Below are 20603 nucleotides of genomic sequence, written 5' to 3'. Positions count from 1 at the left end.
CAATGCGCCGCATCTTCGTGATATGGCCACGATGAACATCTCGCTCCCCGACGCCATGAAGGACTGGGTCGAGCAGCAGGCGGCGACGGGCCGCTACAGCAACTCCAGCGACGTTGTCCGGGATCTGATCCGCCGCGAACAGGTGCGCGCCGAGAAGATCGCGAACATGCAGCGGTTGGTCGACGAGGGCAGGGCGAGCGGCGTATCCCAGCGGTCGTTCGGACAAGTGGTCGCGGACACTCGCGCCGCCTATCTGGCGAAACATGGCGGTTGAGCTTTCGGCGGAAGCCGATCGCGACTTGGCGGAACTGCTCGCCAGCGGGCTTGAGCGTTACGGCCTCGCCGCGACGGACCGCTATGTCGCGCGGCTGCGAGAGGCGTTCGAGATGATCGATAGCTTTCCTCGCATCGCTCGGCTGAGGGAAGAGATCGACAGCGCAACGAGAGGCTTTACCGTCGGCGTGCACATCATGTTCTATCAGGTGGACGATGCCGACGACGTCCTGATCCTCCGCATCCGTCACGGTCGTGAGGATTGGCTCGCCGATTAACGCTCTACTCGCGCCTCCACCAGCGCGATCGCGCGCGACACCGCGGCGTCGATCGACAGAAAGCTGGTGTCCAGCTCCATTGCATCTTCCGCCGCGACCAGCGGTGCGGCAGAGCGCGAGCTGTCGCGGTCGTCACGCGTCCGAATGTCAGAAAGGACCTGGTCGTAGCTGATCGCGCCGCCGCGCTTGTGGAGTTCGTCGTGGCGGCGTCGCGCGCGGATCGTCGGCGTGGCGCGCACAAACAGCTTCGCATCCGCATCGGGCGCGATCACCGTGCCGATGTCGCGCCCGTCGAGCACCGCGCCGCCGGGTTGGTGCGCAAAGCGCCGCTGTCGCTGAAGCAGGGCCGCGCGAACCAGTGGATGCGCCGAGACGATTGAGGCGGTCTGCCCGGTGGCATCGTCGCGCAGGATCGGGTCCGCGAGCAGTTGATCGTCGAAGTCGCACGCCGCCACCGCATCGGCCTCGATCGCCGGATCGAGATCGAGCCGCGTCACCTGCGTCGCCACGGCGCGATAGAGCAATCCGGTATCGAGATGCGGGATGCCGTAATGATGCGCGAGCGCCCGCGCGATCGTACCCTTGCCCGATGCTGCGGGACCATCGACGGCGATAATCATGCGGCGTCTCCCGACAGTTGCGCGAGCTGCTGGTAAAAGGCCGGATAGCTGGTCGCGACCGGCGCGACATCATCGATCGTTACCGCATGGCGCGCGTGCAGCCCGGCGACCGTCATGCTCATCGCGATCCGGTGGTCCAGCTTGGTCGCCACCATGCCGCCGCCCGCAATCTTCTCGCCGCCGGATCCATGGACGGTCAGCCCGTCCTCATGCTCGTCGGTCGCAACGCCGTTCGCTGACAGCGCCCCGCGCATCGCGGCGATCCGGTCGCTCTCCTTGACCCGCAGCTCCTCCGCCCCGCGCGCCACCGTGGCGCCCTCGGCGAAGGCGGCGGCGACGAAAAGCGCCGGATATTCGTCGATCATCGACGGCGCGAGATCGTGCGGCACGACGATCCCGGCCAGCGTCGCGTGGCGGACGCGCAGGTCGGCAACCGGCTCGCCGCCGACGACACGCGCGTCGAGTTCGGTGATGTCCGCGCCCATCATGCGCAATGCGGTCAGCAGCCCGGCGCGGGTCGGGTTAAGCCCGACATTCTCGATCACCACGTCGCTGCCCGGCACGATCGACGCCGCGACCATCCAGAAGGCCGCCGACGACGGGTCGCCCGGCACGACGATCGACTGCGGCTTCAGCTCCGCTTCGCCGGTCAGCGAGATCACGCGCCCGCGCGGCCCCTGTTCGACGGTCAGGTGCGCGCCAAAACCGGCCAGCATCCGCTCGCTATGGTCGCGCGTCGGTACCGGTTCGATCACGCGCGTGATCCCAGGCGTGTTCAGCGCGGCGAGCAGCACCGCCGACTTTACCTGCGCCGAAGCGACCGGCAGTTCGTACGCGATTGGCATGGCGGGGCAGGCGCCGCGCACCATCAGCGGCAGCTTCGTCCCCGGCGACGCCTCGATCGATGCACCCATCTGCGCCAGCGGTACCGTCACGCGCGCCATCGGGCGTGACGACAGCGAGGCGTCGCCGGTGAAGGTCGCGGTGATCGGGTGGCTCGCGACCAGCCCCATCAGCAGCCGCGTCGACGTGCCCGAATTGCCCATGTCCAGCGCCTGCGTCGGCTGAAGCAGCCCGCCGACCCCGACGCCATGAATGCGCCAGATGCCGTCGTCACCGCGCTCGATCGTCGCGCCCATCGCGCGCATCGCGGCGGCGGTGGCGAGCACGTCCTCGCCCTCCAGCAGACCCTCGACGCGGCTTTCGCCGACCGCCAGCGCGGACAGCATCAGCGACCGGTGGCTGATCGACTTGTCGCCGGGAACGCGGATCCGTCCTGCCAGCCGCGCGGGCGAGGGGACGGTGAACGGAGCGGGGGAGGAGGAATGCGCCATGCGCGCCGCGCCTTGCCAGCCGCCTTGCGCTATGGCAAGGCACGCGCCACTTCACAGGGCGACCTGTTTGATCCACCCATCCGAAAGGCTTTTCACGGCATGATCCAGCCGGAATGGGGCACGAAGCGTACGTGCCCGAAATGCGCGACGCGTTTCTACGACCTCCAGAAGGACGAACCCGTCACCTGCATCAACTGCGGTTATGCATGGCAGCCGGAGCCGATCCTCAAGTCCAAGCAGCCGCTACCGTTCGAGGCGGCCAAGCCCGACAAGGAGAAGGTCGACGCCGATCTGGCCGGTGACGACGAGGATCTGGACACCGGTGAAGACGAGGAGCCCTCGCCCGACGACGAGGTCGATCTCGGCGGCGACGACGATCTGGGCGTCGAAACCAGCAACGAAGACGACGAGAACAATTGACCTTCCAAAAAGCTTGGCGAGCGGTGAAATTGCCGCTTGCCAAGCCGGCAGCCCCCGGTTAGTGGGCTGCCTCCCGGACGGAATGGGGCCGTAGCTCAGCTGGGAGAGCGTCGCAATGGCATTGCGAAGGTCAGGGGTTCGATCCCCCTCGGCTCCACCATTCCCGTCCCGCGCCGACCTCTAGGGGTAGCAGCCAAAAACCATCCTGTTCTGCAAGCGCGGCGCGCGCCTCTCGTTGGTTGCGGGTATCCACCGTCGCGGCGGGATAATGCCTCTCAAGCGTCACTTGCCTCGTTGCTTCAGCCGGCCGCTGCAGCCCGTCGGCATCTGCTTCGATGCGACGCCCTCAAGTGCCCCGGACACTCACGGCCGACACCTTCGACGGCGATGTTGCCAGCTGCGCACTCGCAATTGATCCTGCGCCGTGGTTTGTCACCTCGCGGGCGATTATAATCACTCACCGACGTACGCCGAACCAAGGCCCGCGTGGGGACGCGCCTGAATCGACGCCGCGCGAGCATCCAAAAGCCTCCCGGTCCCGTATCTCCTCGCGGAGGATGCGGGATATGTGTCACGTCCTGATCATCGAAGACGAGCCGTACATCGCGCTGCAGATCGAGGATGTGCTCCGTGCCGGCGGGGCGCTGTCGGTCACGATCGCCGCCACCGAGACCGATGCCATCGCCGCGGCGCAGGCGTGCCGGCCGGACTTCATCACCGCCGACGTGCGATTATCGGACGGGACGGGCCCGTCCGCCGTAAAGGCGATCCGCGCGATGTTCGCGTTCGTGCCGGTTACTTTCATCACGGCCTGGCCTCAGGATTGCGGCGGCGTGCGACGATCGGAGGTGCTGCAGAAGCCTGTGACGGCCGCCGCGTTGCTGGCGTCCTTCAAGCGGGCCGTACCAAGCTGCTGATGATGGGAAGCCGATCCACGATCCTGCTTGCCCGGCGAAGGTGGTCCTGACCGGGCGGCCCGCGGCCAGGCACGGAACGGGCCCTGAAGGGGGGGAGCGCTTGTTGCGCCCCGTCGTTGCCGGCGAATGTGGAGGCCTGCGCAGCGCCGCATCGCGCGCGCACTCGCCAATGGCCGGCTTGCCGATCCATGCCGCAGCACGCGGACGAAAAAAGGCGGCCCCGCCGGGACCGCCTTTCTCCTGTCCAGACCGCCGCGGCAGCAAGTGCCAGCGGGCGGAGCAGATCAGCGCGAGTAGAACTCGACGACCAGATTCGGCTCCATCTTCACCGGATAGGGCACTTCGTCCAGCGTCGGGACGCGGACCAGCGTCACCTTGGTGTTGCCGTCCTGCGCCACGTAATCGGGCACTTCGCGCTCGGCGAGGTTCTGCGCTTCCATGACCAGCGCCATTTCCTGCGCCTTGCTGCCCAGCGAGATCTCGTCGCTGACCGAGCAGCGACGCGACGCGACGTTGCACTTCACGCCGTTGACGCGAATGTGGCCGTGGCTGACCAGCTGGCGCGCCGCCCAGATCGTCGGGGCGAACTTGGCGCGATAGACGATCGCATCGAGGCGACGCTCGAGCAGGCCGATCAGGTTCTGCGAGGTATCGCCCTTCATGCGCGACGCTTCGTCATAGGCGTGACGGAACTGCTTCTCGGTCACGTCGCCATAATAGCCCTTGAGCTTCTGCTTGGCGCGCAGCTGGATGCCGAAGTCCGACACCTTGCCCTTGCGGCGCTGACCGTGCTGGCCGGGGCCGTACTCACGCTTGTTGACCGGGCTCTTCGGACGGCCCCAGATGTTCTCGCCGAGACGACGGTCGAGCTTGTACTTGGCGCTATGGCGCTTCGACATGTAATTACCTTTGCAACAGGCGAACGACGTTTTCCGCCTTCCTGATCCGAAACTCGTTCGGGGAGGGCAGGGTTATTCCCGGTCTCGCGCCACACCCCGAAAAGAGGTGCAGGCCCGCCGCTTCACCGGGATGCGGGGGCGATTGCGAAGCGGCGCGCCTAGCCGGGCAGGGCGCGCAAGTCAAGCTGGACAGACGCTGCGCCGGTCGCCAAGCAGCGCGGCATGAGCGAGATTCTGCCCGGCCAGCATTGCATCACGATGAACGAGGTCCGTGCAGGCGTCGATGCGCTCGATCGCGAGCTGGTGGCGCTGCTGCGGCGGCGCTTTGACTATATGGACGCCGCCGCCCGCATCAAGCCGGCGCGCAGCGCCGTGCGCGACGAGGCGCGCAAGGCGCAGGTGATCGCGCAGGCGCGTGACGAGGCCGAGCGGCTCGGCCTGCCCGCCGCGGCGGTCGCGACGATGTGGGAGACGCTGGTAGAGGCGTCGATCGCCTATGAGCTGGCGGCGTTCGACGCGCGGTAGGTCAGCCTGACCCACCCTGAACCGTCGCCCTGGATCAGATCCGGGGTGACGGGGGAGCGCCTCACACCTTCGCGGCGTAGATCATCCGCCCCGGCCCGAGCCGCTCGAACACTTCCGTCAGCTCGTTCTCGCCGACCGCGAAACAGCCCTGGCTGCGCCCCAGCATCCCGCGCTCGCGGATCATGTCGGGATTGGCGTACCAGGCCGCATGGACGACGATCGCGCGGTCGAGCGCATTGTTGTTGGTGGCGTCGAGCCCCAGCAACCGCTGCGAGCGCCCGTGCTTGCCGACATAATAATCGGCGGTCGCGAATGCGCCCTCGCACGAGGCGTTGGAGCCGTTCTGGTTCGAGAAGCGCTGCAGATAGCCGGTGTGCCCCGGATCGGAGCCGCTGCCGTGCGCGACCAGCTTCGATACGGTGCGCCCGTCCTCAAGGTTGATGAGGTGGAAGCGCGGCGCGCTCGACCCCGCCGAGAAGTCCGCCACCGCGATCCGGTCACGCTTGGCGACTCGGCTGCCATGCCGCTCGAGCGCGGCCAGCGCGCGTTTCAGCAGCTGCGGGTTCACGCCCGGCGCGTCGAGCGCCGGAGGCACCGTCGCACTGGCGACCGCGGGCTGCGAAACGGGCGTGGCCGAGGGGTGGAAGAAATCGTCCGGGATCAGCGACTCCGGCGTGCCGCGGCGCGCGCGGTCGCGCATCCCTGCCGACACCGCTCCCGGGATCATCAAGGCGCCGACGAACAATCCGCCGGTCTTCAGCAAAGCACGGCGTGACGACACCGTATCCTGCGACTGCATCATGAGTAACGTTAATCCCCGCTCCAATGCCGCTGATGTAGCATGGAACAGGTTAATTATCGTCAACGTTAACTGCTGTTTGCGCCTGATCCGGGCGCATTTGCCGCAGATGGTGAACGCTTCGTCGCCCGGCACCGAAACGGTCGCGGCGCGTTGACTGATCGATGACTGCCGGACGGGCCGGCTATCGCAGGGATGTCAAAAGGCCACCGTCATGCGTCGAATCGCCCCTTTCCTGTTCCTGGCCGCGCTGATGAGCGGCGTCGCCTCACCCGCTACCGCCGACGGATCGGAAGCGCTGGCGATCACCGAGGCCGCGGCGACGCTGCCACCCAATCGCTTCGTCTGGACCCCGGCGGCAGACGGCGTGGGCCGGGTCAGCGTCCTGATCTCGATCCCTGACCAGCGTGCCTATGTGTTCCGCGGGCAGCAGCTGGTCGCTGCCTCGTCGGTGTCGACCGGGTCCGACGATCGCCCGACCCCGACCGGCACGTTCACGATCCTGCAGAAGAAGGCGCAGCACCGCTCGAACCTCTACGACGACGCGCCGATGCCGTTCATGCAGCGGCTGACGTGGGACGGCGTCGCGCTCCACGCCGGGCGCAATCCCGGTTTTCCGGCCTCGCATGGTTGCATCAGGTTGCCGACCGCCTTCGCCAGGAAGCTGTTCGACGCGACGCAGCTCGGCGCGACCGTCGAGGTCACCGACGAAGCGTATGTCGCCGGCGCGCTCCTGCCCGGTGGCGAGACCTTGGGCGCCAACGATTATGCGAGCCGCTGAGCCGTCATCGACCCAGCCATGCCCATAAGGGGTTCGCGGGATCCGACAGCAGCTTGATCGTGAGGGCGATCGACATGACCACCAACAGCAGCCGCACGCCCTTTCCGCCGAACCGCAGTGCCGCCCACGCGCCGCACTGATTGCCCGCGACATTCGCCGCCGCCATCGCGCCGCCGAGCAGCCACAGCACCTTGCCCCCGGCGATCATCGCCGCCAGCGCGGCGATGTTGGTGGCGAGATTGAGAAACTTGGTGTTGGCAATCGCGCGCACCAGCCCGAGCCCGCCGAGCGCCACGAGTGCGGTGGTCAGGAACGAGCCGGTCCCCGGCCCGAAGAAGCCGTCGTAAAAGCCGAGCAACGTGGTCACGCCGGTCAGCCCGGCGCGTCCTAGCCTCGCGTGCCGATCGGACTCGCTCATCGGCGGGGCGAGCAGGAAGTATAACGCCATCGCGATCAGCAGCACCGGCACGAACGCGGCCAGAAACCGCGGATCGACATGCTGCACCGCCACCGCACCCGCGACCGACCCGGCGAAAGCGCCCGCCGCCGGCACGGCGAAGCGGCGGAGATCGACATGGCCGGCGTGCCAGAACGTCAGGAACGCCGAGCCCGTCCCGACCGCACTTTGCAACTTGTTGGTCGCCAGCGCCGCGACCGGGGGCACGCCGGCCGCGAGCAGCGCCGGGATCGTCAGCAACCCGCCGCCGCCCGCCAGCGCGTCGATCGCCCCCGCGACGAACGCGACAAGCACGAGAAAGGCGAAGATGTCGGGAGCGAGATGCATGGCCTCGCGACCTATGCCGCTTTGCGGCGGACCGCCAGCGGGCTAGGCTGACGCCATGCGCAATATCGTCATCCTCACCGGCGCCGGCATCTCGGCAGAGAGCGGCATCGCCACCTTCCGCGGCCCCGGCGGCCTGTGGGAAGGGCATCGGGTCGAGGACGTGTGCACACCGGAGGCGCTCGCGCGCGATCCGGCGTTGGTGCATCGCTTCTATGATTTGCGCCGCGCCGCGCTGGCGGCGGTAGCGCCCAATGCCGCGCATGACGCGCTGGCGCGGCTCGATCGCGAATGGCCGGGCGAGCTGCTGATCGTCACGCAGAATGTCGACGATCTGCACGAGCGGGCAGGGGCCCGGCGCCTGCTGCACATGCATGGCGAGTTGCGCTCGGCGCTGTGCGCCGGGTGCGGGTCGCGGCGGGCATGGGGCAAGGCGTTGCCGCCGGCGACCGAATGCCCGGCGTGCGGCGCACCGGCATTGCGCCCGGACATCGTGTTCTTCGGCGAGATGCCGTACGGAATGGAGCGGATCGACGACGCGTTGTCTCGCGCCGATCTGTTCGTGTCGATCGGCACCTCGGGCGCGGTCTACCCGGCAGCGGGGTTCGTCCGGCTGGCGCGGGAACATGATGCGGCGACGCTTGAGCTGAACCTCGATCCATCCGAGGGCAGCGCGTGGTTCGACCAGACGCGGCTCGGCCCGGCGGGGACGCTGGTGCCGGCGTGGGTCGATGAGGTTCTTACATCACACCCGCCGTCGCCCCGGACCTGATCCGGGGCGACGATACCTACTTCGCCGCACCTCGCCCGCGTCGCTCGCCACGCCGCTCCTTACGCACCGTCTTGGCATGCGCCCGCGCGCGCGCCTTCTTCTCCTCGCGCGTCGGCGGGAGCTTGACGTCGAGCGGCATCATGTCGCCCGCCATCACCTCGAACCCCAGGCTCGCGAGGCTCTCGCTGAAATGCGTCGGCAGCTCCGCGGTGACGTCGATCTCGCCGCCATCGGGATGATCGACGCGGATGCGGCGCGCGTGGAGATGCATCTTGCGGCTGATGTTGCCGGTCAGGAACGCCGCCGGACCGCCATATTTGCCATCGCCGACGATCGGATGACCGATCGCCGCCATATGGACGCGCAGCTGGTGGGTGCGTCCGGTGAACGGTTGCAGCTCAACCCAGCAGGCGCGGTTGCCGGCGCGCTCGATCACGCGGTAGCGGGTGCGCGCCGTCTGCCCGTTCTCCTCGTCGACGTGCATCTTTTCGCCGCCGGTACCTGGCTGCTTGGCGATCGGCAGCTCGATCATGCCATCGTCGATCGACGGCACGTCGACCACCAGCGCCCAGTAGATCTTCTTGGCGGTACGGCTGGAGAAGCTTTTGGCAAAAGCTGCGGCCGCACGCGCGCTTCGCGCCACGAGCAGCGCGCCCGACGTGTCCTTGTCGAGCCGGTGGACCAGCTTCGGCCGCCCCTCCGCCTCGTATTGCAATGCGTCGAGCAGTCCGTCGACATGCTGGACGGTCTTGGTGCCGCCCTGCGTCGCGAGGCCCGGCGGCTTGTTGAGCACCAGCGCGGCGCCGTCCTTGTGGATCACCATATCGCGCGCGAACGCCGCCTCGTCGTCGCTGAGCGGCGGGCGCTCGCGCTTCGGACGTTCCTCGGTGCGCTCGGGCTCGGGCGGCGGCACACGCAGCACCTGGCCGGCCTGGATGCGGTCGCCGGGCCCGACGCGCGCGCCGTCGACGCGCAATTGCCCGGTACGCGCCCATTTGGCGACGGTGGTGAAGCTCGTGTCCGGCAGATGCCGCTTGAACCAGCGATCGACGCGAATCCCGTCGTCGTCATAGCCGACGGTGAACTGGCGGACGGCGTCGCTCATGCCGGCACCCGTGCGAGCGCGAGCCCGGCGAACAAGGCGACGATGGCGCCGCCGACCGACAACAGCACGTAACCGAGCGCCGCACCCAGCGCGCCGCGCTCGATCATCCCGACGACGTCGAGCGCGAACGACGAGAAGGTCGTGTAGCCGCCGAGCACGCCGACCCCGAGCAGCAGCCGCCACGTCTCACCGGTCGCGTTCGCCGACCGCGCGAGCACGCCGACCAGCAGCCCCATCAACAGCCCTCCGAGGAGGTTGACGGTCAGCGTGCCCCACGGCCAACCGGTCCCGAGCACCTGCGCCATCGCGCGCCCGGTCAGATGGCGTGCGCCGGCGCCGACCGCGCCGCCCGCCATAACAAGAAAGAGGGAGTTCATCGGCGCGCCCTATCGTGTTTCGGCGCGCAAGGGAAATCAGCCGTGCGCGCTGTCCGACAACAGGTTCATGACCAGCACGCCGGCGATGATGAGCGCCATGCCCACGATCGCTGCGGCGTCGAGCCGCTGCCCGTGCCATAGCCACGCCACCGCCGTGACCAGCACGATCCCGACCCCCGACCAGATCGCATAGGCGATGCCGGTCGGCAGCGTCCGTAGCGTGAGCGACAGCAGGTAGAAGGCGACCGCATAGCCGGCGACCGTCACCAGCGTCGGCCACGGGCGCGTGAAGCCGTCAGACTGTTTCAGCGCGGACGTGGCGGTGACTTCGGCGACGATCGCCACCAGCAGGATAAGATAGGCCATGTGCGGGCTTGTCGCGCGTCCGCGCAGGCTTGGCGAGCGGTCATGCGTGTCTTGCTCTTGCAAGACACCGGAGGAGGAGCCATGTCCGTTGCATGCTCAACCTGTTCTCGATCGTCATCGGCCTCGTCGCGCTCCTGCTCGGGATCGTGCCGTTCCTGCCGTTTCTCGCCTGGGGCTATTGGTTCGTGATTCCGATTGCGGTGGTCGGCGCCGCGATCGGCGCGCTGTCATCGAGCAACAGTGGTCGGAACCTCAATCTCGTACTGATCCTGATCTTCGGCCTGCGCCTGATGCTGGGTGGTGGATTGATCTGATCGAATGCCCGTCGTCATTGGGGCCGATCGACAGTCATCGGTTCTGTGATGGATCGGCTGGAGCCATTGAGCAACCGCCATCCTAGCTCGTCGCCCCGGACTTGATCCGGGGCCCCGATTTTTCTTGGCGCTAAAGGCAGAAGAAGCGGGATCCCGGATCAGGTCCGGGATGACGAGAGAGGGCCGGTGCATTGTGAATGTCATCAGCCCCAGGTTAAAGCGCTCCGGCGCATCACCGGGTGCCCTTACTCACCGGCAGACCACCTGTCCGCGATCGACCTGCTGGCCGAGCAGCCCACCGCCGCCCGCCCCGATCAACGTTCCCAGCAGCCGCGACCCACCGCCGGCGATGACGTTGCCGAGCGCGCCGCCGGCCAGACCGCCGACGATCAACCCGGTGGTGCCGTCGTTGCGGCGGCAATAATAGCGACCGTCATTCCCGCGATAGAGGCGGTCGTTGCGGGTGAGCGCGCGCTGACGGTAGTAGCGGCCGTCGCGATAGTAGCGGTCGGCATAATAACGCCGCTGCCCGGCCTCCGGCCGGTTGTAGTCGTAGCGGCGCGACTGCCGCCAGTCGCGCAGCCGGTCGTTGCGGTCGCGCTGTGCGTCGCGGACGTTGTCGCGATATTCGCGCCGCGCATTACGGGCGTCGCGTCGCGAGTCTGCATCGCGGAGGTCTTCGCGATAATCCTTGCGCGCGTCGCGCACGTCCTCGCGATACTCGCGGTTTGCCTCACGTGGGCGCTGCGCCGCGGCCGGCGTGACCGCCAGCGACGTCAACGCGGTCGCCCCAAGCACCGCCGCCATGATGATACGCATCACTTGCTCCTTTCTGCTAACCAGAGTTAGATCAGAACGATGGCGGCGTGGCGGCGGTTGCGTGAACGCAATACTACTTTGCGTTCATTTACGGGACATCATTGTGCCAGTTCGTGGGTCAGGCTGATGTCGGTGTTCAGCAACTTCGACACCGGGCAGTTCGCCTTGGCCTCTTCGGCGATGCGTTCGAATTCATCGGCGGCGATGCCGGGGATCTTCGCCTTCAGGTGCAGCTTCGACGAGGTGATGGTGAAACCGTCCCCGTCCTTGTCGACCGTCACCCGTGCATCGGTCTCCAGCGTTCCGTCGGAATAGCCGGCGCCCGCCAGCGCGAAGCTGAGCGCCATCGTGAAACAGCTGGCGTGAGCGGCGGCGATCAGCTCCTCGGGGTTGGTTCCCGGTCCGTCCTCAAAACGGGAGCCGAACCCGTAGCGGGTGTCCTTCAACACACCCGACTGGGTCGACGTCCAGCCGTTCCCGTCCTTGCCGAATCCTTCGTACCGTGCCGATCCGCTGCGCGTGGGCATGTCCTGCTCTCCTTGTGGTCACACGAAAAAGGGCGCGACCCGTGCTGTCACGGATCGCGCCCCTTCAAACGTCGCTCACCTGCGAAAGGCGCAACGACGATTCATTTTTCGCGGCTCAGCGGCACTGGCGCTTGCCGCTCCGCTCGATCTCGCGACCGGCCAGCGCGCCGCCGACGCCGCCCAGCACGGTGCCGAGCGTGCGGTCGCCGCGCGAGTCGATCGTGCGGCCGAGCAGACCACCGGCGACCGCGCCGACCACCAGGCCGGTGGTGCCGTCGGGCTTGCGGCAGCGCAGCCGCCCGTCGTTGCCGCGCCACTCGCGATACTTGTGGCGACGCTGCGCATCGGCATCGACCGTGGTGGCGACCAGCGTCGGTGCGACCATGGCGACCGCGCCGAAAGCGAGCATGAGCTTACGCATGAAACATTCTCCCGTTCATTCAATCGTGATGCGACCGAAACGTGTTCCTTTTAGTGCGGTTGCATGAACCTGAAACAACATCATGTTCATGCCGGGACAGTCGTTTCCCCCGGCGGGAAGCGACGCGGCGCGATGCGGCGTTGCAGACCAACCGCGGGCGTGTAGAGGCCAGACGATGGATTGGAACCCGATCGTCATGGCGCGCTACCTGCTGGAGAACCCGACGCTCGCCGGGCACGGCGGGCGGCTCGGCCAGCGCTATCACGCCCACGGCGCCGACTGGATCGAGGTAGCGCAGCCCTGGCACGATGCGCTGGTGGGTGACGAGGATACCGGCATCATCGCGTCGGGACCGATCATCGCCCTTATGGATGTCGCGACCAGCCTTGCGGTCTGGCATCGCTGCGATGCGTTCGTCGCGCATGCGACGCTCGACCTGCGGATCGACTATCTGCGCCCGGCGCGCCCGCACCAGACCGTGATCGGCCGCGGCGAGTGCCTGCGCATCACCCGCTCGATCGCCTTCACGCGTGGGATCGCGCACGATGGCGACCCCGACGACCCGGTCGCGCATGTCGCCGCTACCTTCATGGCGACCGCCGGCAGCTATCCGCGGGTGGCCGCGTGACGTTGCCGCCCTATGCGCAGCTGCTGGGTGTCACGCTCGAGCTGGTCGATGACGTGCCGGAGATCGTGATGCCGTTCGGGCAGCACGTCGTCGGACGTCCTGGTTTCCTGCAGGGCGGTGCGATCGCCGGATTGCTGGAGGTGGCAGCAGTGGCGGCGGTCCGCCATGCGCTGGCGGCCGAGGCGGCGCGGATCAAGCCGATCAACGCTACGGTCGATTTCATGCGCGGCGGGCGCGATCACGTCACGCGCGCGGCCGGCGAGATCACGCGGCTCGGTGCGCGCATCGCCACCGTCACCGCGGTGGCGTGGCAGGACGATCGGGCGCGCCCGATCGCCAGCGCGCGGATGAACTATCTGATCGAGCGCGCCGGTAAATGACCCCGCCGCTCGACCCGGTGGTGTTGCTGCCGGCGTTCGCGCCGTGGCTCGACGTCGCGGGTCTCGCGGTGTTCGCCGCATCGGGTGCGCTGGCGGCGGCGCGGCGCGCGCAGACGCCGGTGACGCTGGCGTTCTTCGCGCTCGTCACCGGGGTGGGCGGGGGCACGGTGCGCGATCTGCTGATCGGCGCGCCGGTGTTCTGGGTCCATGATTCGCGGGTCGCTGCGGTATGCCTGTTGATGGCGGGCGTGATCTGGGTCACGCCCGCGCGCTGGTGGCGCGGCGCGGCGCTCGACTGGTTCGATGCGGTCGGGTTGGCCGCCTATGCCGTCTACGGCGCCGCCAAGGCGCTCGGCTATGGCGTCCCGCCGCTGCCCGCCGCGTTGATGGGGGTGATGACGGGCTGCGTCGGCGGGATCATCCGCGACGTGCTGGCGGGCGAACCGTCAATCCTGATGCGCCCCGAATTGTACGTCACCGCGGCGGCGCTGGCCGCCGGCTGCTACGTGGGACTGCGCGCGCTGGGGATGGTACCGTGGCACGCCGCCGTGATCGCCGCACTCGCCGGTTTCGCGCTGCGCGCCGCGGCGATCCGCTTCAGGCTGGCGCTGCCGGCCTATGCGGATCGCTGAGCAACCTGGCCGCCGTAGCGATCAGCTTTCCCCGGTATCAAAACGGCTGCCCCGCCATTACGAGGCCGCTCCGGCGGCGAGACGACGCCGCAGGCCTCGACGGTAAGAACCGCCGCCCGCGGCGTCACCGTTCCTAGGTCGGATCGACATTCAGCGTAGCCAGATCATGGCGGCGGCGAGATGTACGAAGCCGGTGAAGTGGACGGTGCGGCGATCATAACGTGTGGCGAAGCGGCGGAAGTGTTTGAGGCGGCCGAAGCNCGACGTCGTTGCGACCACTTCGCCGCACTCGCCACGCTCACGCCGAACAGTTCAGCCGTCGCCCGGCACGACCGGCCACCCAGAACCGACGCCGCTACCCGCTCACGCAAATCATCCGAATAGGCTCGACCCACACCTGCCGACCTCCGCACGGCCAGCACCTTGAATCAGACTTCCAGCGCCGTGTGAATCCCCGATCGACTCCGCTCAGATGACTCAGACTCTAGATGCCGTCAGGCAGCCTCGTCCATCTGCGTAGTTTCGTCGCTGACGAGATAGAGCCTAGGGGTATCCTCGAGCAGGTCGACAACGCTGCACCCTACGCGCAAAGCCTGGGCGTACATCGATGCCATCTCGAGGTGCATACGGCGCGCCCGCGCATCGATAGCTCGGTGCGCACTGGCACGTGCGGCAGCCTCACGGCGAAGATAGTAGCGGCTAAGTTCCTGGTCGATCACAACGACGCTCCGAACCCTGACTGTTCTGAGCTGCCGCTATAAGCTAAATTGGTTAACTCCGACCGAATGAACTTGGCAAATCGTCTGCCGCGCTCGGCGTTAGAGAAGTTTGGAGCCATAGTGCAACTACGGCTCCAGAGTCCTTCATGTCACACGAAGCGCAGGACCGTACGGCGGCGCAGCGCATAGCCGATCACGCCAAAACCCAGCATCATCGTCGCCCAAGTGGCGGGCTCAGGCACCGCTGGGGTCGCGCCCCCGACCCGGTTCACGACAAACGATGCCGACTGCCACGTCACGCAGCAGGTTAGCGCCTTGCCGTAGACGAAGTCGGTATTGCGAACCGAAAGGACGTTGCCGTCCGCGTCGACCTTGAAGCTGGCGAAGAAGGTGTTGGTGCTCGATCCGGCGGTGCAGCCCGTACGATTGCAGTTGCCGAACGAGACGTTGCCGTTGTTGAACGACACGGCGTCGAACTGATAACCGTTCAGCTGCTTAGACGAGAACGCCTTAACCCACGCGTTCTCACGCGCCATGGGATCGAACTCCATGGTGAACGAACCGCTGATCGTCCTGCTAGGCGCCGAGAGGTCGAACGAAGCGGAAAAATCGTAGGTGCGCGTGATGTACGCCGCATTGGCGGGGGTGCTGACAATGGCGGTGGCAGCGGCGAGCAGAGCAGGCAGGAACTTCATACGACCCCTTAGTTTATTCCCGCCTCTCATGGGGCGAGCGCGCGCTCGGTAGCCGCTCGTTAATCAATTGTTAAGCTGCGGAGTGGAGCAACTTGTCCCAGATCGAACCGGCAAGATTTGTTGGAGGTTAGAGGCTTAGCCCGCGTCGCTGCGCACGATCCGGCTATCGATGTCGCGCCAACGATCTGCCTCCGCCTCGGTCGGATCGTACCCGTCCAGCATGCGGCGGGCCAACGTCTCGACAAACACCAGCTCGTCATCGGTAAGCCCAGTCATATCGAGGCGAACGTCAGGTGATCGGATCTGCGCCTCAAGAGCAGCAACGCGCTTCAGCAAGGTCATCTGGTAAACTCCGATAGAGGCTCACGCCCGTTGTGCGGCAAGGCCACGACCGCCTCGCCAGCCGGGTTGACGGCAACGATGCGGATGATGTGGATGTCATCACCGTCAGGGGGCGAAGGATCGCCCGGCCCGATTATGACGACTTGTCGATAGCCGCTCTTGCTCCGCTGCGCCTCCAGCGCCGACAGCCGGCGGGTGAGGTCACGCATGGTACGGCTCCCCGAAGTAGAGGTGCCGGTTCCTCGACCCAGGCGCATCGTCCTTCGGGTGGTTGCCGGTCCGGTGATAGTCGACCCGCTCCGGTCCATCCGGTCCCGCGGTGACCAGATTGTAGCGGACGATCATGTCGCCATCCTGGTGCTCGGGGATGACGTCCCACGGCATCAGTAGGAATCGGCGTCCGCTCTCGACCGGCTGGTTCGCCTCCAGCGCAGCCAGGCGGCGTGTCAGGGCCGCGGTCATGCGTACAGGTCCGCGGGCGTCATGCCGGCATAGATCCGCTGGAGCCACGCCTCGCCGGTCTGCTCGACCATCCCGCGCCACGCAGCAACGGCGCTGGCGGTCGTGCCGCCACCGGGCACACCGTCCTGCTGCAGTTCGGCTTCGTACCGGTCGGCGGCGGCATCGATCTCGGCGGCAGTCATGCGCGGGTCAGCGTCACCGGCGCGCTCCAGCCGGGCAATGCGGTCTGCGATCCTCATTTCGTGTTCCTTGCTTCCAGCGCTTCAAGGCGCCCCACGATGTCCGCCGTCTCGATCGCGCGGCGGTGCTGCTCCATCAGGCCCGCAAAGGCCTGCCCCTCTGTCGGCGTCAGGTCACCGCCTGCGACTGCCTCAAGCACCGAGGCGAGTACCGCCGGATGATCCTTGGCGTCGTTGATCGGCGGGAGGTCGAAGGCGAGCGGGCGATCTTTGCGGGGCGGGACCAGTCGTTCGAGACAGAGGCGCAGCGCCACCGTGTCACCTTCGAGCGCCATGTCGATCGCCTTGCGGGTCAGCCCCTCGGCTTCACCGTCGAGCAGCGCCTCCGCCGCCACCGTTGCGCGACTGCGGGCACCTTTCGGCTTGCCGGGATTGCCGGGCTTGAAGCGGGTGTCTCTCCCCGTATTTGCGGGTGTATTACGGGCATCAGTCACGGTGCTGACCCTCGCCTGGAGCAACAGCTTCCGACGCCGCGAACGCAGCGGGATTATTCATCACCAATCTCCTGGCTCTCCCACACGATCTCACCGTCATCAGGGGCGGGTGCGGAGCCCTGAAAGGCGGCACCCGTCCCCTTACGTAGTAAGGGGGTGTGTGTTTCCTGCGTTTCCGCGGTGGCGTTTCCTGCGTACGCGCAGCGTGTTTCCGCGCCGTTTCCCGCAGCGTTCCCCGCACCCTTCACGCCAATTTCCCGCAGCCCAAAAACCGGCTTACGATCATCACCGCGCCAGAGTTCGGCGCGCTCGATCCGGCCCGTTCGGAACAGGCGATCCATGGACCGCTCGAGCCGCTCTTTGCCCAGCCCTTTCGCCTCCGGCATCTTCGCGAAGACGACCGGAGCGAGGTTGCGGCCGGACCGCTCAGACACGTTACGACGCTGCCGGGTGCGTTCAGCAAGGCACCGCAGGAACACCGCATCATCACCATTGTCGCGGGCAATCGCGGCCACCTCGGCTCGCCTGTCAGGGGTCAGATCCTCATCCCGCACTAGCGCGAAGTCGTGCCAGCGGAACGCGAGCTGCTGATCGGGACGGGCGTAGTTCGCCTTGCCGAGCGTCAGCACGCGTGCGTCGTGATCCATGCCATCCTCGGGGCGCGCCAGCACGATCTGCGACCGCACCGCATTCAGCCAGGCGGTGGAGCCGGAATAGCTGTCGCCGGCTTTGTTGGGGTGCGCGATCAGTACGATGGTGACGCCGAGTTCGCGGCAGAGCTGGTACAGCAGGTTGACGAACGCGGTCACTTGGCCACGATCGTTTTCGTTGCCGATGTACAAGTGCCCGACGTTATCGAGCACGATCAGCTTGGCCGCCGCCGCCTTGATGGTCTCGCGCAGCAGGGCGAAGGCGGGTGCCGGGCGCAGACGGCCCTCCGCGTCGAACGTCGCCAGCTCGTTGTTCAGCCGGCCGCGCAGCGACACCACGCTGAGTTTGCCAGCCAGCCCGTTCAACGTCGTGCCGATCGCCGACGCGATCTTGCGCAGCCGCCAGTGGTTCTCGCGATCTTCGTCTTCGGCAGTGACGTACAGCGCGGGGCCTGCCTGGACGTCGACACCAAGCATTGGTCGCGCTGCAGCGCTGCACGCGCATAGCTGAAGCCCGAAGGTCGACTTGTTGGTGCCGCCCGGCCCGGTGAACAGCGTCACTTCGCCTTCGGGAATGACGCCGGTCATTGCGAACCGCTTTGGTTCGGGTTCGAGCTGCGCCCAGGCGGTCAGGTCCGCGATCGGGAACGTGTCGATCGGCTTGTGCAGCGCCTTCTCGGCCAGTGCCTTGAGGTCGAATGCGGATCCGCCGTTTGCCAGCCAGTCCGACACGTCGCCCTTCGGCGGCAAGCCCGGCAGCAGCAGGCTAGCCGTTTCAGCTGCAACTCCGTTCAGTGCGGCGAGCACGGCGGCAACATGCTTTGCACCAGCCTCGTCATTGTCCTGCAAGGCGATCACACGACGCCCCTGCAACGGCGCTGCCAGATCAGCGGTGAACTTGCCCGCGCCGCCGGGATTGGTGGTCGCGACAAGGCCGGCGCTGGTCAGGCGATCCGCATCTTTCTCGCCCTCGCAGACGAACACGATCTCGTTCGGGTCGGCGGCGGCGAGTTCGGGCAACCGGTAAGCGACACGGCGAACGCCCTGCATGCAGCCGCGGGCCGTATGGAAGCCGCCGCGACCATCCGGTCCGTGCTGAAGGAACGGCGGAACCGCATCCTTGCCGCGCCGCTCGACACGGAACAGGGTGGCGCCGTCCTCGTCGCAATAGTCGTAGAACGTGTTGCCCGCGGACACGACAGGAGCTCGACGTTGCGATTGAGTCGGGCGGCTCTCCTGCTTCAGCCCCTGTGCTTCCAGCCACCGAAACGCACCTGCCTTGTCGCAATGCTCGCGATGCCGGATCAGGTCGAGCACGCCACCACGGACGTCCGCTTCGTGGTCGGCGAACCAGCCGCCTTCGATGTCGATCTCCATCGAACCCTTCGAGCCGAAGCGGAGCCGAGATCCGCGGGACAGCCGCCCGTTCGGTTCACCCAGGAGACGGTGCGCCACCTTTGGCATCAGCGCGGCAAGGTCGATCGGCTGGGCAGCCGTCCCGTTTGAGCCGGCCATCATGCGTAGCGCTCCCGGATCGGCATGCCATGCTCGACCGACAGGCGTAGCGCATAGTCCGACGCCTTGTACGACCGCTTCCAGAGCACGCCGACACCGCCGCCACCGGCCGGCGCCTTCACGCCGACCACGAAGCCGCCGAGGACGGGGAACACGGCGACGGTCCAATGATCGCGCTCGTCGCCGAGATTGCGCAGGTCGACCAGCCGGGCGGTGCGCGGCAAGCCGAACACCTGCTTCTCCCAGTCGGAGAGCGTCAGGCTCGGGCTGATGCGACCGCGCTTGACCGGCTGCTGGCGGTACCACGCATCGAGACTGGCGGGGATCGGCGGCGATCGCAGAGCGAGGTCATCGCCCATGATCTCAGCCAGCCGCGGGCGCTTGCCCGTGTTGAGACGCTGCCGCTGGAGGCTGACGGCCACGATCGCGCGACGCTGCACATCGGGCGACTGCCGGTCCGCAATCGTGTGGATCGACGCAGTCATGCGCCACCTCGCGCGACCATCGTTTCGAGGTGATCGATATAGGCGAGCGCCATCTGAAGGCTGGAGGCAGCCACCTCGACGCCGCCATCGGTGATGTCGCCGACGCTCACGGTCAGGCACTCGACGGCGAAGCCGCTCCAGGCCTTCGGGTTCGCAGCATCTTCTCCCGCAACGGCCGTCAGTCGACTGGCGATGTACGAGCGCAGGGCAGCGCCGCCACCAGTCTCGATCAGGTCAGCGACCGTCAGCGCGGTGCTCGCATTGGGATCGGTGGCGTTGGCAGGCCAAACTAAGGAAGGACGCGACTTCACGATTGCGCCTCCTTCCGATCGAGAACGGTTGCGCGCCAGACGATGGCATTGGCGCCGCTGACGTTCCGGCGGCGCTGGCCGGTGTCGCGGATCATCGCCTTCTTGCGGAGCTCGGTGAAGCGAGGTTGCAAGCTGTACCGAGGATAGCCGGCGATCGCGCACGCCTCGTCGACCGTCAGGCCAGCGGGATGTTCGCACAGCGTACGGTGTACGATGGCGCGCAGGTGGTCCGCGACGGGCGCGATGCCTGCGTACGCGGCAGCGGAAGTGCCGGTGCGGCCGATCATGCGCCCGGCTCCCATGCCAGACCGGCAATCAGACTGGCGCGTGTGCCGATGATGCCGAGCACCGAGAGCCGTTGCAGCCGAAGCGCCGCTTTGCTATCTGCGGTGTTGCTGATGTTATGCGAATTCTGGAGGGGCTGGACTGTGGCGGTCCGGCCCTTCCGCTTATTGGGCTGCGGCGCCCGTGCCGATGCTGCTGCCATCGTGCTTCACGCCGCCACTAGCTGGTCGAGCAGCTTCTGCTTGAAGCGCTGAAGGCTGCGGCCGGTCACCAGCGATTTACCATCGAGCTTCACGAGCTCGAGCTCATGCCTCGCTGCAAGTTGGTAAAGTTTCGTACGACCGATGTTGCCCAGCTCGGTCTGCGCTTGAGCGATGGAGTAAAAACGCTCGTTCATGTCGTCGCCTCCTTGAGGGTGCTGGCGGATACCAGCGGACGACGGCGAACATCACGGAAAGGCGTGGACCAGTCGGGGGGTGCTTCTTGCGACTTGGGGGG

Annotated in this window: 32 protein-coding genes, 1 tRNA gene and 1 pseudogene; 12 read left to right on the top strand and 22 right to left on the bottom strand. The window is 67.0% G+C overall.

Annotated features, from left to right (window positions below):
* Positions 1 to 31 precede the first annotated feature (31 nt).
* Together BACI71_RS12020 and BACI71_RS12015 are read left to right on the top strand one after the other, a co-directional pair.
* The gene (locus tag BACI71_RS12020) at positions 32 to 274 is read left to right on the top strand and encodes a type II toxin-antitoxin system ParD family antitoxin (protein ID WP_443018468.1); all 243 of its coding nucleotides are present in this window, start codon (positions 32 to 34) and stop codon (positions 272 to 274) included.
* Positions 264 to 551, top strand: coding sequence for a type II toxin-antitoxin system RelE/ParE family toxin (locus BACI71_RS12015; RefSeq protein WP_159758917.1), 288 nt, complete (start codon positions 264 to 266; stop codon positions 549 to 551). Before BACI71_RS12020 ends, BACI71_RS12015 begins: the two co-directional genes overlap by 11 nt.
* On the opposite strand, the gene cmk is transcribed toward BACI71_RS12015, so the two are convergent.
* Both cmk and aroA read right to left on the bottom strand, forming a co-directional pair.
* Positions 548 to 1171 (bottom strand): (d)CMP kinase, encoded by a 624-nt coding sequence (gene cmk / locus BACI71_RS12010; RefSeq protein ID WP_159758915.1) that lies wholly within the window; start codon positions 1169 to 1171, stop codon positions 548 to 550. The two genes, BACI71_RS12015 and cmk, sit on opposite strands and share 4 nt — an antisense overlap.
* On the bottom strand, positions 1168 to 2505 hold the full coding sequence (aroA, locus tag BACI71_RS12005; protein WP_159758913.1) for a 3-phosphoshikimate 1-carboxyvinyltransferase: 1338 nt from the start codon (positions 2503 to 2505) through the stop codon (positions 1168 to 1170). The genes cmk and aroA overlap by 4 nt, the downstream gene beginning before the upstream one ends.
* 99 nt (positions 2506 to 2604) lie before the next feature.
* Between aroA and BACI71_RS12000 the strand changes: the two genes are divergently transcribed.
* From BACI71_RS12000 to BACI71_RS17965, 3 genes are all read left to right on the top strand, one after another.
* Positions 2605 to 2925, top strand: a complete 321-nt coding sequence (locus tag BACI71_RS12000; protein ID WP_028965402.1) for an FYDLN acid domain-containing protein — start codon at positions 2605 to 2607, stop codon at positions 2923 to 2925.
* A gap of 84 nt (positions 2926 to 3009) precedes the next feature.
* Positions 3010 to 3085: transfer RNA gene (locus BACI71_RS11995), tRNA-Ala, on the top strand.
* Positions 3086 to 3275: 190 nt separating this feature from the next.
* Entirely contained in the window at positions 3276 to 3842 is a 567-nt protein-coding gene (locus tag BACI71_RS17965) for a response regulator (RefSeq protein WP_236552969.1), read from the top strand.
* Positions 3843 to 4126: 284 nt separating this feature from the next.
* Here BACI71_RS17965 and rpsD read toward each other — a convergent pair whose 3' ends face one another.
* Positions 4127 to 4741 (bottom strand): 30S ribosomal protein S4, encoded by a 615-nt coding sequence (gene rpsD, locus BACI71_RS11985; protein ID WP_159758911.1) that lies wholly within the window; start codon positions 4739 to 4741, stop codon positions 4127 to 4129.
* A 222-nt stretch (positions 4742 to 4963) separates the two neighbouring features.
* On the opposite strand from rpsD, the gene BACI71_RS11980 reads away from it, so the two are divergent.
* Complete coding sequence (locus tag BACI71_RS11980; RefSeq protein ID WP_159758909.1) at positions 4964 to 5266, top strand: chorismate mutase; 303 nt, start codon at positions 4964 to 4966, stop codon at positions 5264 to 5266.
* Positions 5267 to 5327: 61 nt separating this feature from the next.
* Here BACI71_RS11980 and BACI71_RS11975 read toward each other — a convergent pair whose 3' ends face one another.
* Entirely contained in the window at positions 5328 to 6068 is a 741-nt protein-coding gene (locus BACI71_RS11975; protein WP_159758907.1) for a murein L,D-transpeptidase catalytic domain family protein, read from the bottom strand.
* A 211-nt stretch (positions 6069 to 6279) separates the two neighbouring features.
* Between BACI71_RS11975 and BACI71_RS11970 the strand changes: the two genes are divergently transcribed.
* Positions 6280 to 6846, top strand: a complete 567-nt coding sequence (locus tag BACI71_RS11970; protein ID WP_159758905.1) for a L,D-transpeptidase family protein — start codon at positions 6280 to 6282, stop codon at positions 6844 to 6846.
* A 4-nt stretch (positions 6847 to 6850) separates the two neighbouring features.
* On the opposite strand, the gene BACI71_RS11965 is transcribed toward BACI71_RS11970, so the two are convergent.
* A complete protein-coding gene (locus BACI71_RS11965) occupies positions 6851 to 7630 on the bottom strand; it encodes a TSUP family transporter (RefSeq protein ID WP_159758903.1) in 780 nt (259 codons plus the stop codon).
* A gap of 55 nt (positions 7631 to 7685) precedes the next feature.
* On the opposite strand from BACI71_RS11965, the gene BACI71_RS11960 reads away from it, so the two are divergent.
* Complete coding sequence (locus BACI71_RS11960; protein ID WP_159758901.1) at positions 7686 to 8399, top strand: NAD-dependent deacylase; 714 nt, start codon at positions 7686 to 7688, stop codon at positions 8397 to 8399.
* Between the two features lie 16 nt (positions 8400 to 8415).
* On the opposite strand, the gene BACI71_RS11955 is transcribed toward BACI71_RS11960, so the two are convergent.
* From BACI71_RS11955 to BACI71_RS11945, 3 genes are read right to left on the bottom strand one after another with little or no spacing between them, the layout of a single operon-like run.
* Complete coding sequence (locus BACI71_RS11955; protein WP_159758899.1) at positions 8416 to 9504, bottom strand: RluA family pseudouridine synthase; 1089 nt, start codon at positions 9502 to 9504, stop codon at positions 8416 to 8418.
* Positions 9501 to 9881: a fluoride efflux transporter CrcB gene (gene crcB, locus BACI71_RS11950; protein WP_159758897.1), complete on the bottom strand. Its 381-nt coding sequence runs from the start codon at positions 9879 to 9881 to the stop codon at positions 9501 to 9503. The genes BACI71_RS11955 and crcB overlap by 4 nt, the downstream gene beginning before the upstream one ends.
* 36 nt (positions 9882 to 9917) lie before the next feature.
* Positions 9918 to 10247, bottom strand: coding sequence for a DMT family transporter (locus BACI71_RS11945; protein WP_159758895.1), 330 nt, complete (start codon positions 10245 to 10247; stop codon positions 9918 to 9920).
* A gap of 92 nt (positions 10248 to 10339) precedes the next feature.
* On the opposite strand from BACI71_RS11945, the gene BACI71_RS11940 reads away from it, so the two are divergent.
* The gene (locus tag BACI71_RS11940) at positions 10340 to 10561 is read left to right on the top strand and encodes a hypothetical protein (RefSeq protein WP_159758893.1); all 222 of its coding nucleotides are present in this window, start codon (positions 10340 to 10342) and stop codon (positions 10559 to 10561) included.
* A 249-nt stretch (positions 10562 to 10810) separates the two neighbouring features.
* On the opposite strand, the gene BACI71_RS11935 is transcribed toward BACI71_RS11940, so the two are convergent.
* From BACI71_RS11935 to BACI71_RS11925, 3 genes are all read right to left on the bottom strand, one after another.
* Positions 10811 to 11380: a glycine zipper 2TM domain-containing protein gene (locus BACI71_RS11935; RefSeq protein WP_201297363.1), complete on the bottom strand. Its 570-nt coding sequence runs from the start codon at positions 11378 to 11380 to the stop codon at positions 10811 to 10813.
* Positions 11381 to 11478: 98 nt separating this feature from the next.
* On the bottom strand, positions 11479 to 11907 hold the full coding sequence (locus tag BACI71_RS11930; protein WP_159758891.1) for an OsmC family protein: 429 nt from the start codon (positions 11905 to 11907) through the stop codon (positions 11479 to 11481).
* Positions 11908 to 12022: 115 nt separating this feature from the next.
* Entirely contained in the window at positions 12023 to 12328 is a 306-nt protein-coding gene (locus BACI71_RS11925) for a glycine zipper 2TM domain-containing protein (RefSeq protein ID WP_159758889.1), read from the bottom strand.
* A gap of 175 nt (positions 12329 to 12503) precedes the next feature.
* Between BACI71_RS11925 and BACI71_RS11920 the strand changes: the two genes are divergently transcribed.
* From BACI71_RS11920 to BACI71_RS11910, 3 genes are read left to right on the top strand one after another with little or no spacing between them, the layout of a single operon-like run.
* The gene (locus tag BACI71_RS11920; protein WP_159758887.1) at positions 12504 to 12956 is read left to right on the top strand and encodes a PaaI family thioesterase; all 453 of its coding nucleotides are present in this window, start codon (positions 12504 to 12506) and stop codon (positions 12954 to 12956) included.
* Positions 12953 to 13336 (top strand): PaaI family thioesterase, encoded by a 384-nt coding sequence (locus tag BACI71_RS11915; RefSeq protein ID WP_159758885.1) that lies wholly within the window; start codon positions 12953 to 12955, stop codon positions 13334 to 13336. The genes BACI71_RS11920 and BACI71_RS11915 overlap by 4 nt, the downstream gene beginning before the upstream one ends.
* Positions 13333 to 13968 carry a trimeric intracellular cation channel family protein gene (locus BACI71_RS11910; protein ID WP_159758883.1) on the top strand — a complete coding sequence of 212 codons (636 nt, stop codon included), beginning with the start codon at positions 13333 to 13335 and terminating at the stop codon, positions 13966 to 13968. Before BACI71_RS11915 ends, BACI71_RS11910 begins: the two co-directional genes overlap by 4 nt.
* Positions 13969 to 14836: 868 nt before the next feature.
* On the opposite strand, the pseudogene BACI71_RS18265 reads toward BACI71_RS11910, so the two are convergent.
* The 11 genes and pseudogenes from BACI71_RS18265 to BACI71_RS11850 all read right to left on the bottom strand — a co-directional run.
* Positions 14837 to 14935 (bottom strand): annotated as a pseudogene (locus tag BACI71_RS18265) (PEPxxWA-CTERM sorting domain-containing protein); the annotation flags it as partial.
* A 582-nt stretch (positions 14936 to 15517) separates the two neighbouring features.
* On the bottom strand, positions 15518 to 15724 hold the full coding sequence (locus BACI71_RS11895; RefSeq protein ID WP_159758879.1) for a hypothetical protein: 207 nt from the start codon (positions 15722 to 15724) through the stop codon (positions 15518 to 15520).
* A complete protein-coding gene (locus BACI71_RS11890; RefSeq protein WP_159758877.1) occupies positions 15721 to 15933 on the bottom strand; it encodes a hypothetical protein in 213 nt (70 codons plus the stop codon). The genes BACI71_RS11895 and BACI71_RS11890 overlap by 4 nt, the downstream gene beginning before the upstream one ends.
* On the bottom strand, positions 15926 to 16186 hold the full coding sequence (locus BACI71_RS11885; RefSeq protein WP_159758875.1) for a hypothetical protein: 261 nt from the start codon (positions 16184 to 16186) through the stop codon (positions 15926 to 15928). Before BACI71_RS11885 ends, BACI71_RS11890 begins: the two co-directional genes overlap by 8 nt.
* Positions 16183 to 16425, bottom strand: coding sequence for a hypothetical protein (locus BACI71_RS11880; RefSeq protein ID WP_159758873.1), 243 nt, complete (start codon positions 16423 to 16425; stop codon positions 16183 to 16185). The genes BACI71_RS11885 and BACI71_RS11880 overlap by 4 nt, the downstream gene beginning before the upstream one ends.
* Positions 16422 to 16883, bottom strand: coding sequence for a DUF5681 domain-containing protein (locus tag BACI71_RS11875; protein ID WP_236552967.1), 462 nt, complete (start codon positions 16881 to 16883; stop codon positions 16422 to 16424). The genes BACI71_RS11880 and BACI71_RS11875 overlap by 4 nt, the downstream gene beginning before the upstream one ends.
* Positions 16884 to 16912: 29 nt before the next feature.
* Positions 16913 to 19027: an AAA family ATPase gene (locus BACI71_RS11870; RefSeq protein WP_159758871.1), complete on the bottom strand. Its 2115-nt coding sequence runs from the start codon at positions 19025 to 19027 to the stop codon at positions 16913 to 16915.
* Complete coding sequence (locus tag BACI71_RS11865; RefSeq protein ID WP_159758869.1) at positions 19024 to 19509, bottom strand: hypothetical protein; 486 nt, start codon at positions 19507 to 19509, stop codon at positions 19024 to 19026. The genes BACI71_RS11870 and BACI71_RS11865 overlap by 4 nt, the downstream gene beginning before the upstream one ends.
* Complete coding sequence (locus tag BACI71_RS11860; protein WP_159758867.1) at positions 19506 to 19820, bottom strand: hypothetical protein; 315 nt, start codon at positions 19818 to 19820, stop codon at positions 19506 to 19508. The genes BACI71_RS11865 and BACI71_RS11860 overlap by 4 nt, the downstream gene beginning before the upstream one ends.
* Complete coding sequence (locus BACI71_RS11855; protein WP_159758865.1) at positions 19817 to 20107, bottom strand: hypothetical protein; 291 nt, start codon at positions 20105 to 20107, stop codon at positions 19817 to 19819. The genes BACI71_RS11860 and BACI71_RS11855 overlap by 4 nt, the downstream gene beginning before the upstream one ends.
* 206 nt (positions 20108 to 20313) lie before the next feature.
* On the bottom strand, positions 20314 to 20502 hold the full coding sequence (locus tag BACI71_RS11850; protein ID WP_159758863.1) for a hypothetical protein: 189 nt from the start codon (positions 20500 to 20502) through the stop codon (positions 20314 to 20316).
* Positions 20503 to 20603 lie beyond the last annotated feature (101 nt).

This window comes from Sphingomonas sp. 8AM (assembly GCF_902506455.1).
Lineage (GTDB): Bacteria > Pseudomonadota > Alphaproteobacteria > Sphingomonadales > Sphingomonadaceae > Sphingomonas.
The sequence above is the reverse complement of the archived record's forward strand: the minus strand, read 5'-3'. Positions and strand labels throughout refer to the sequence as shown.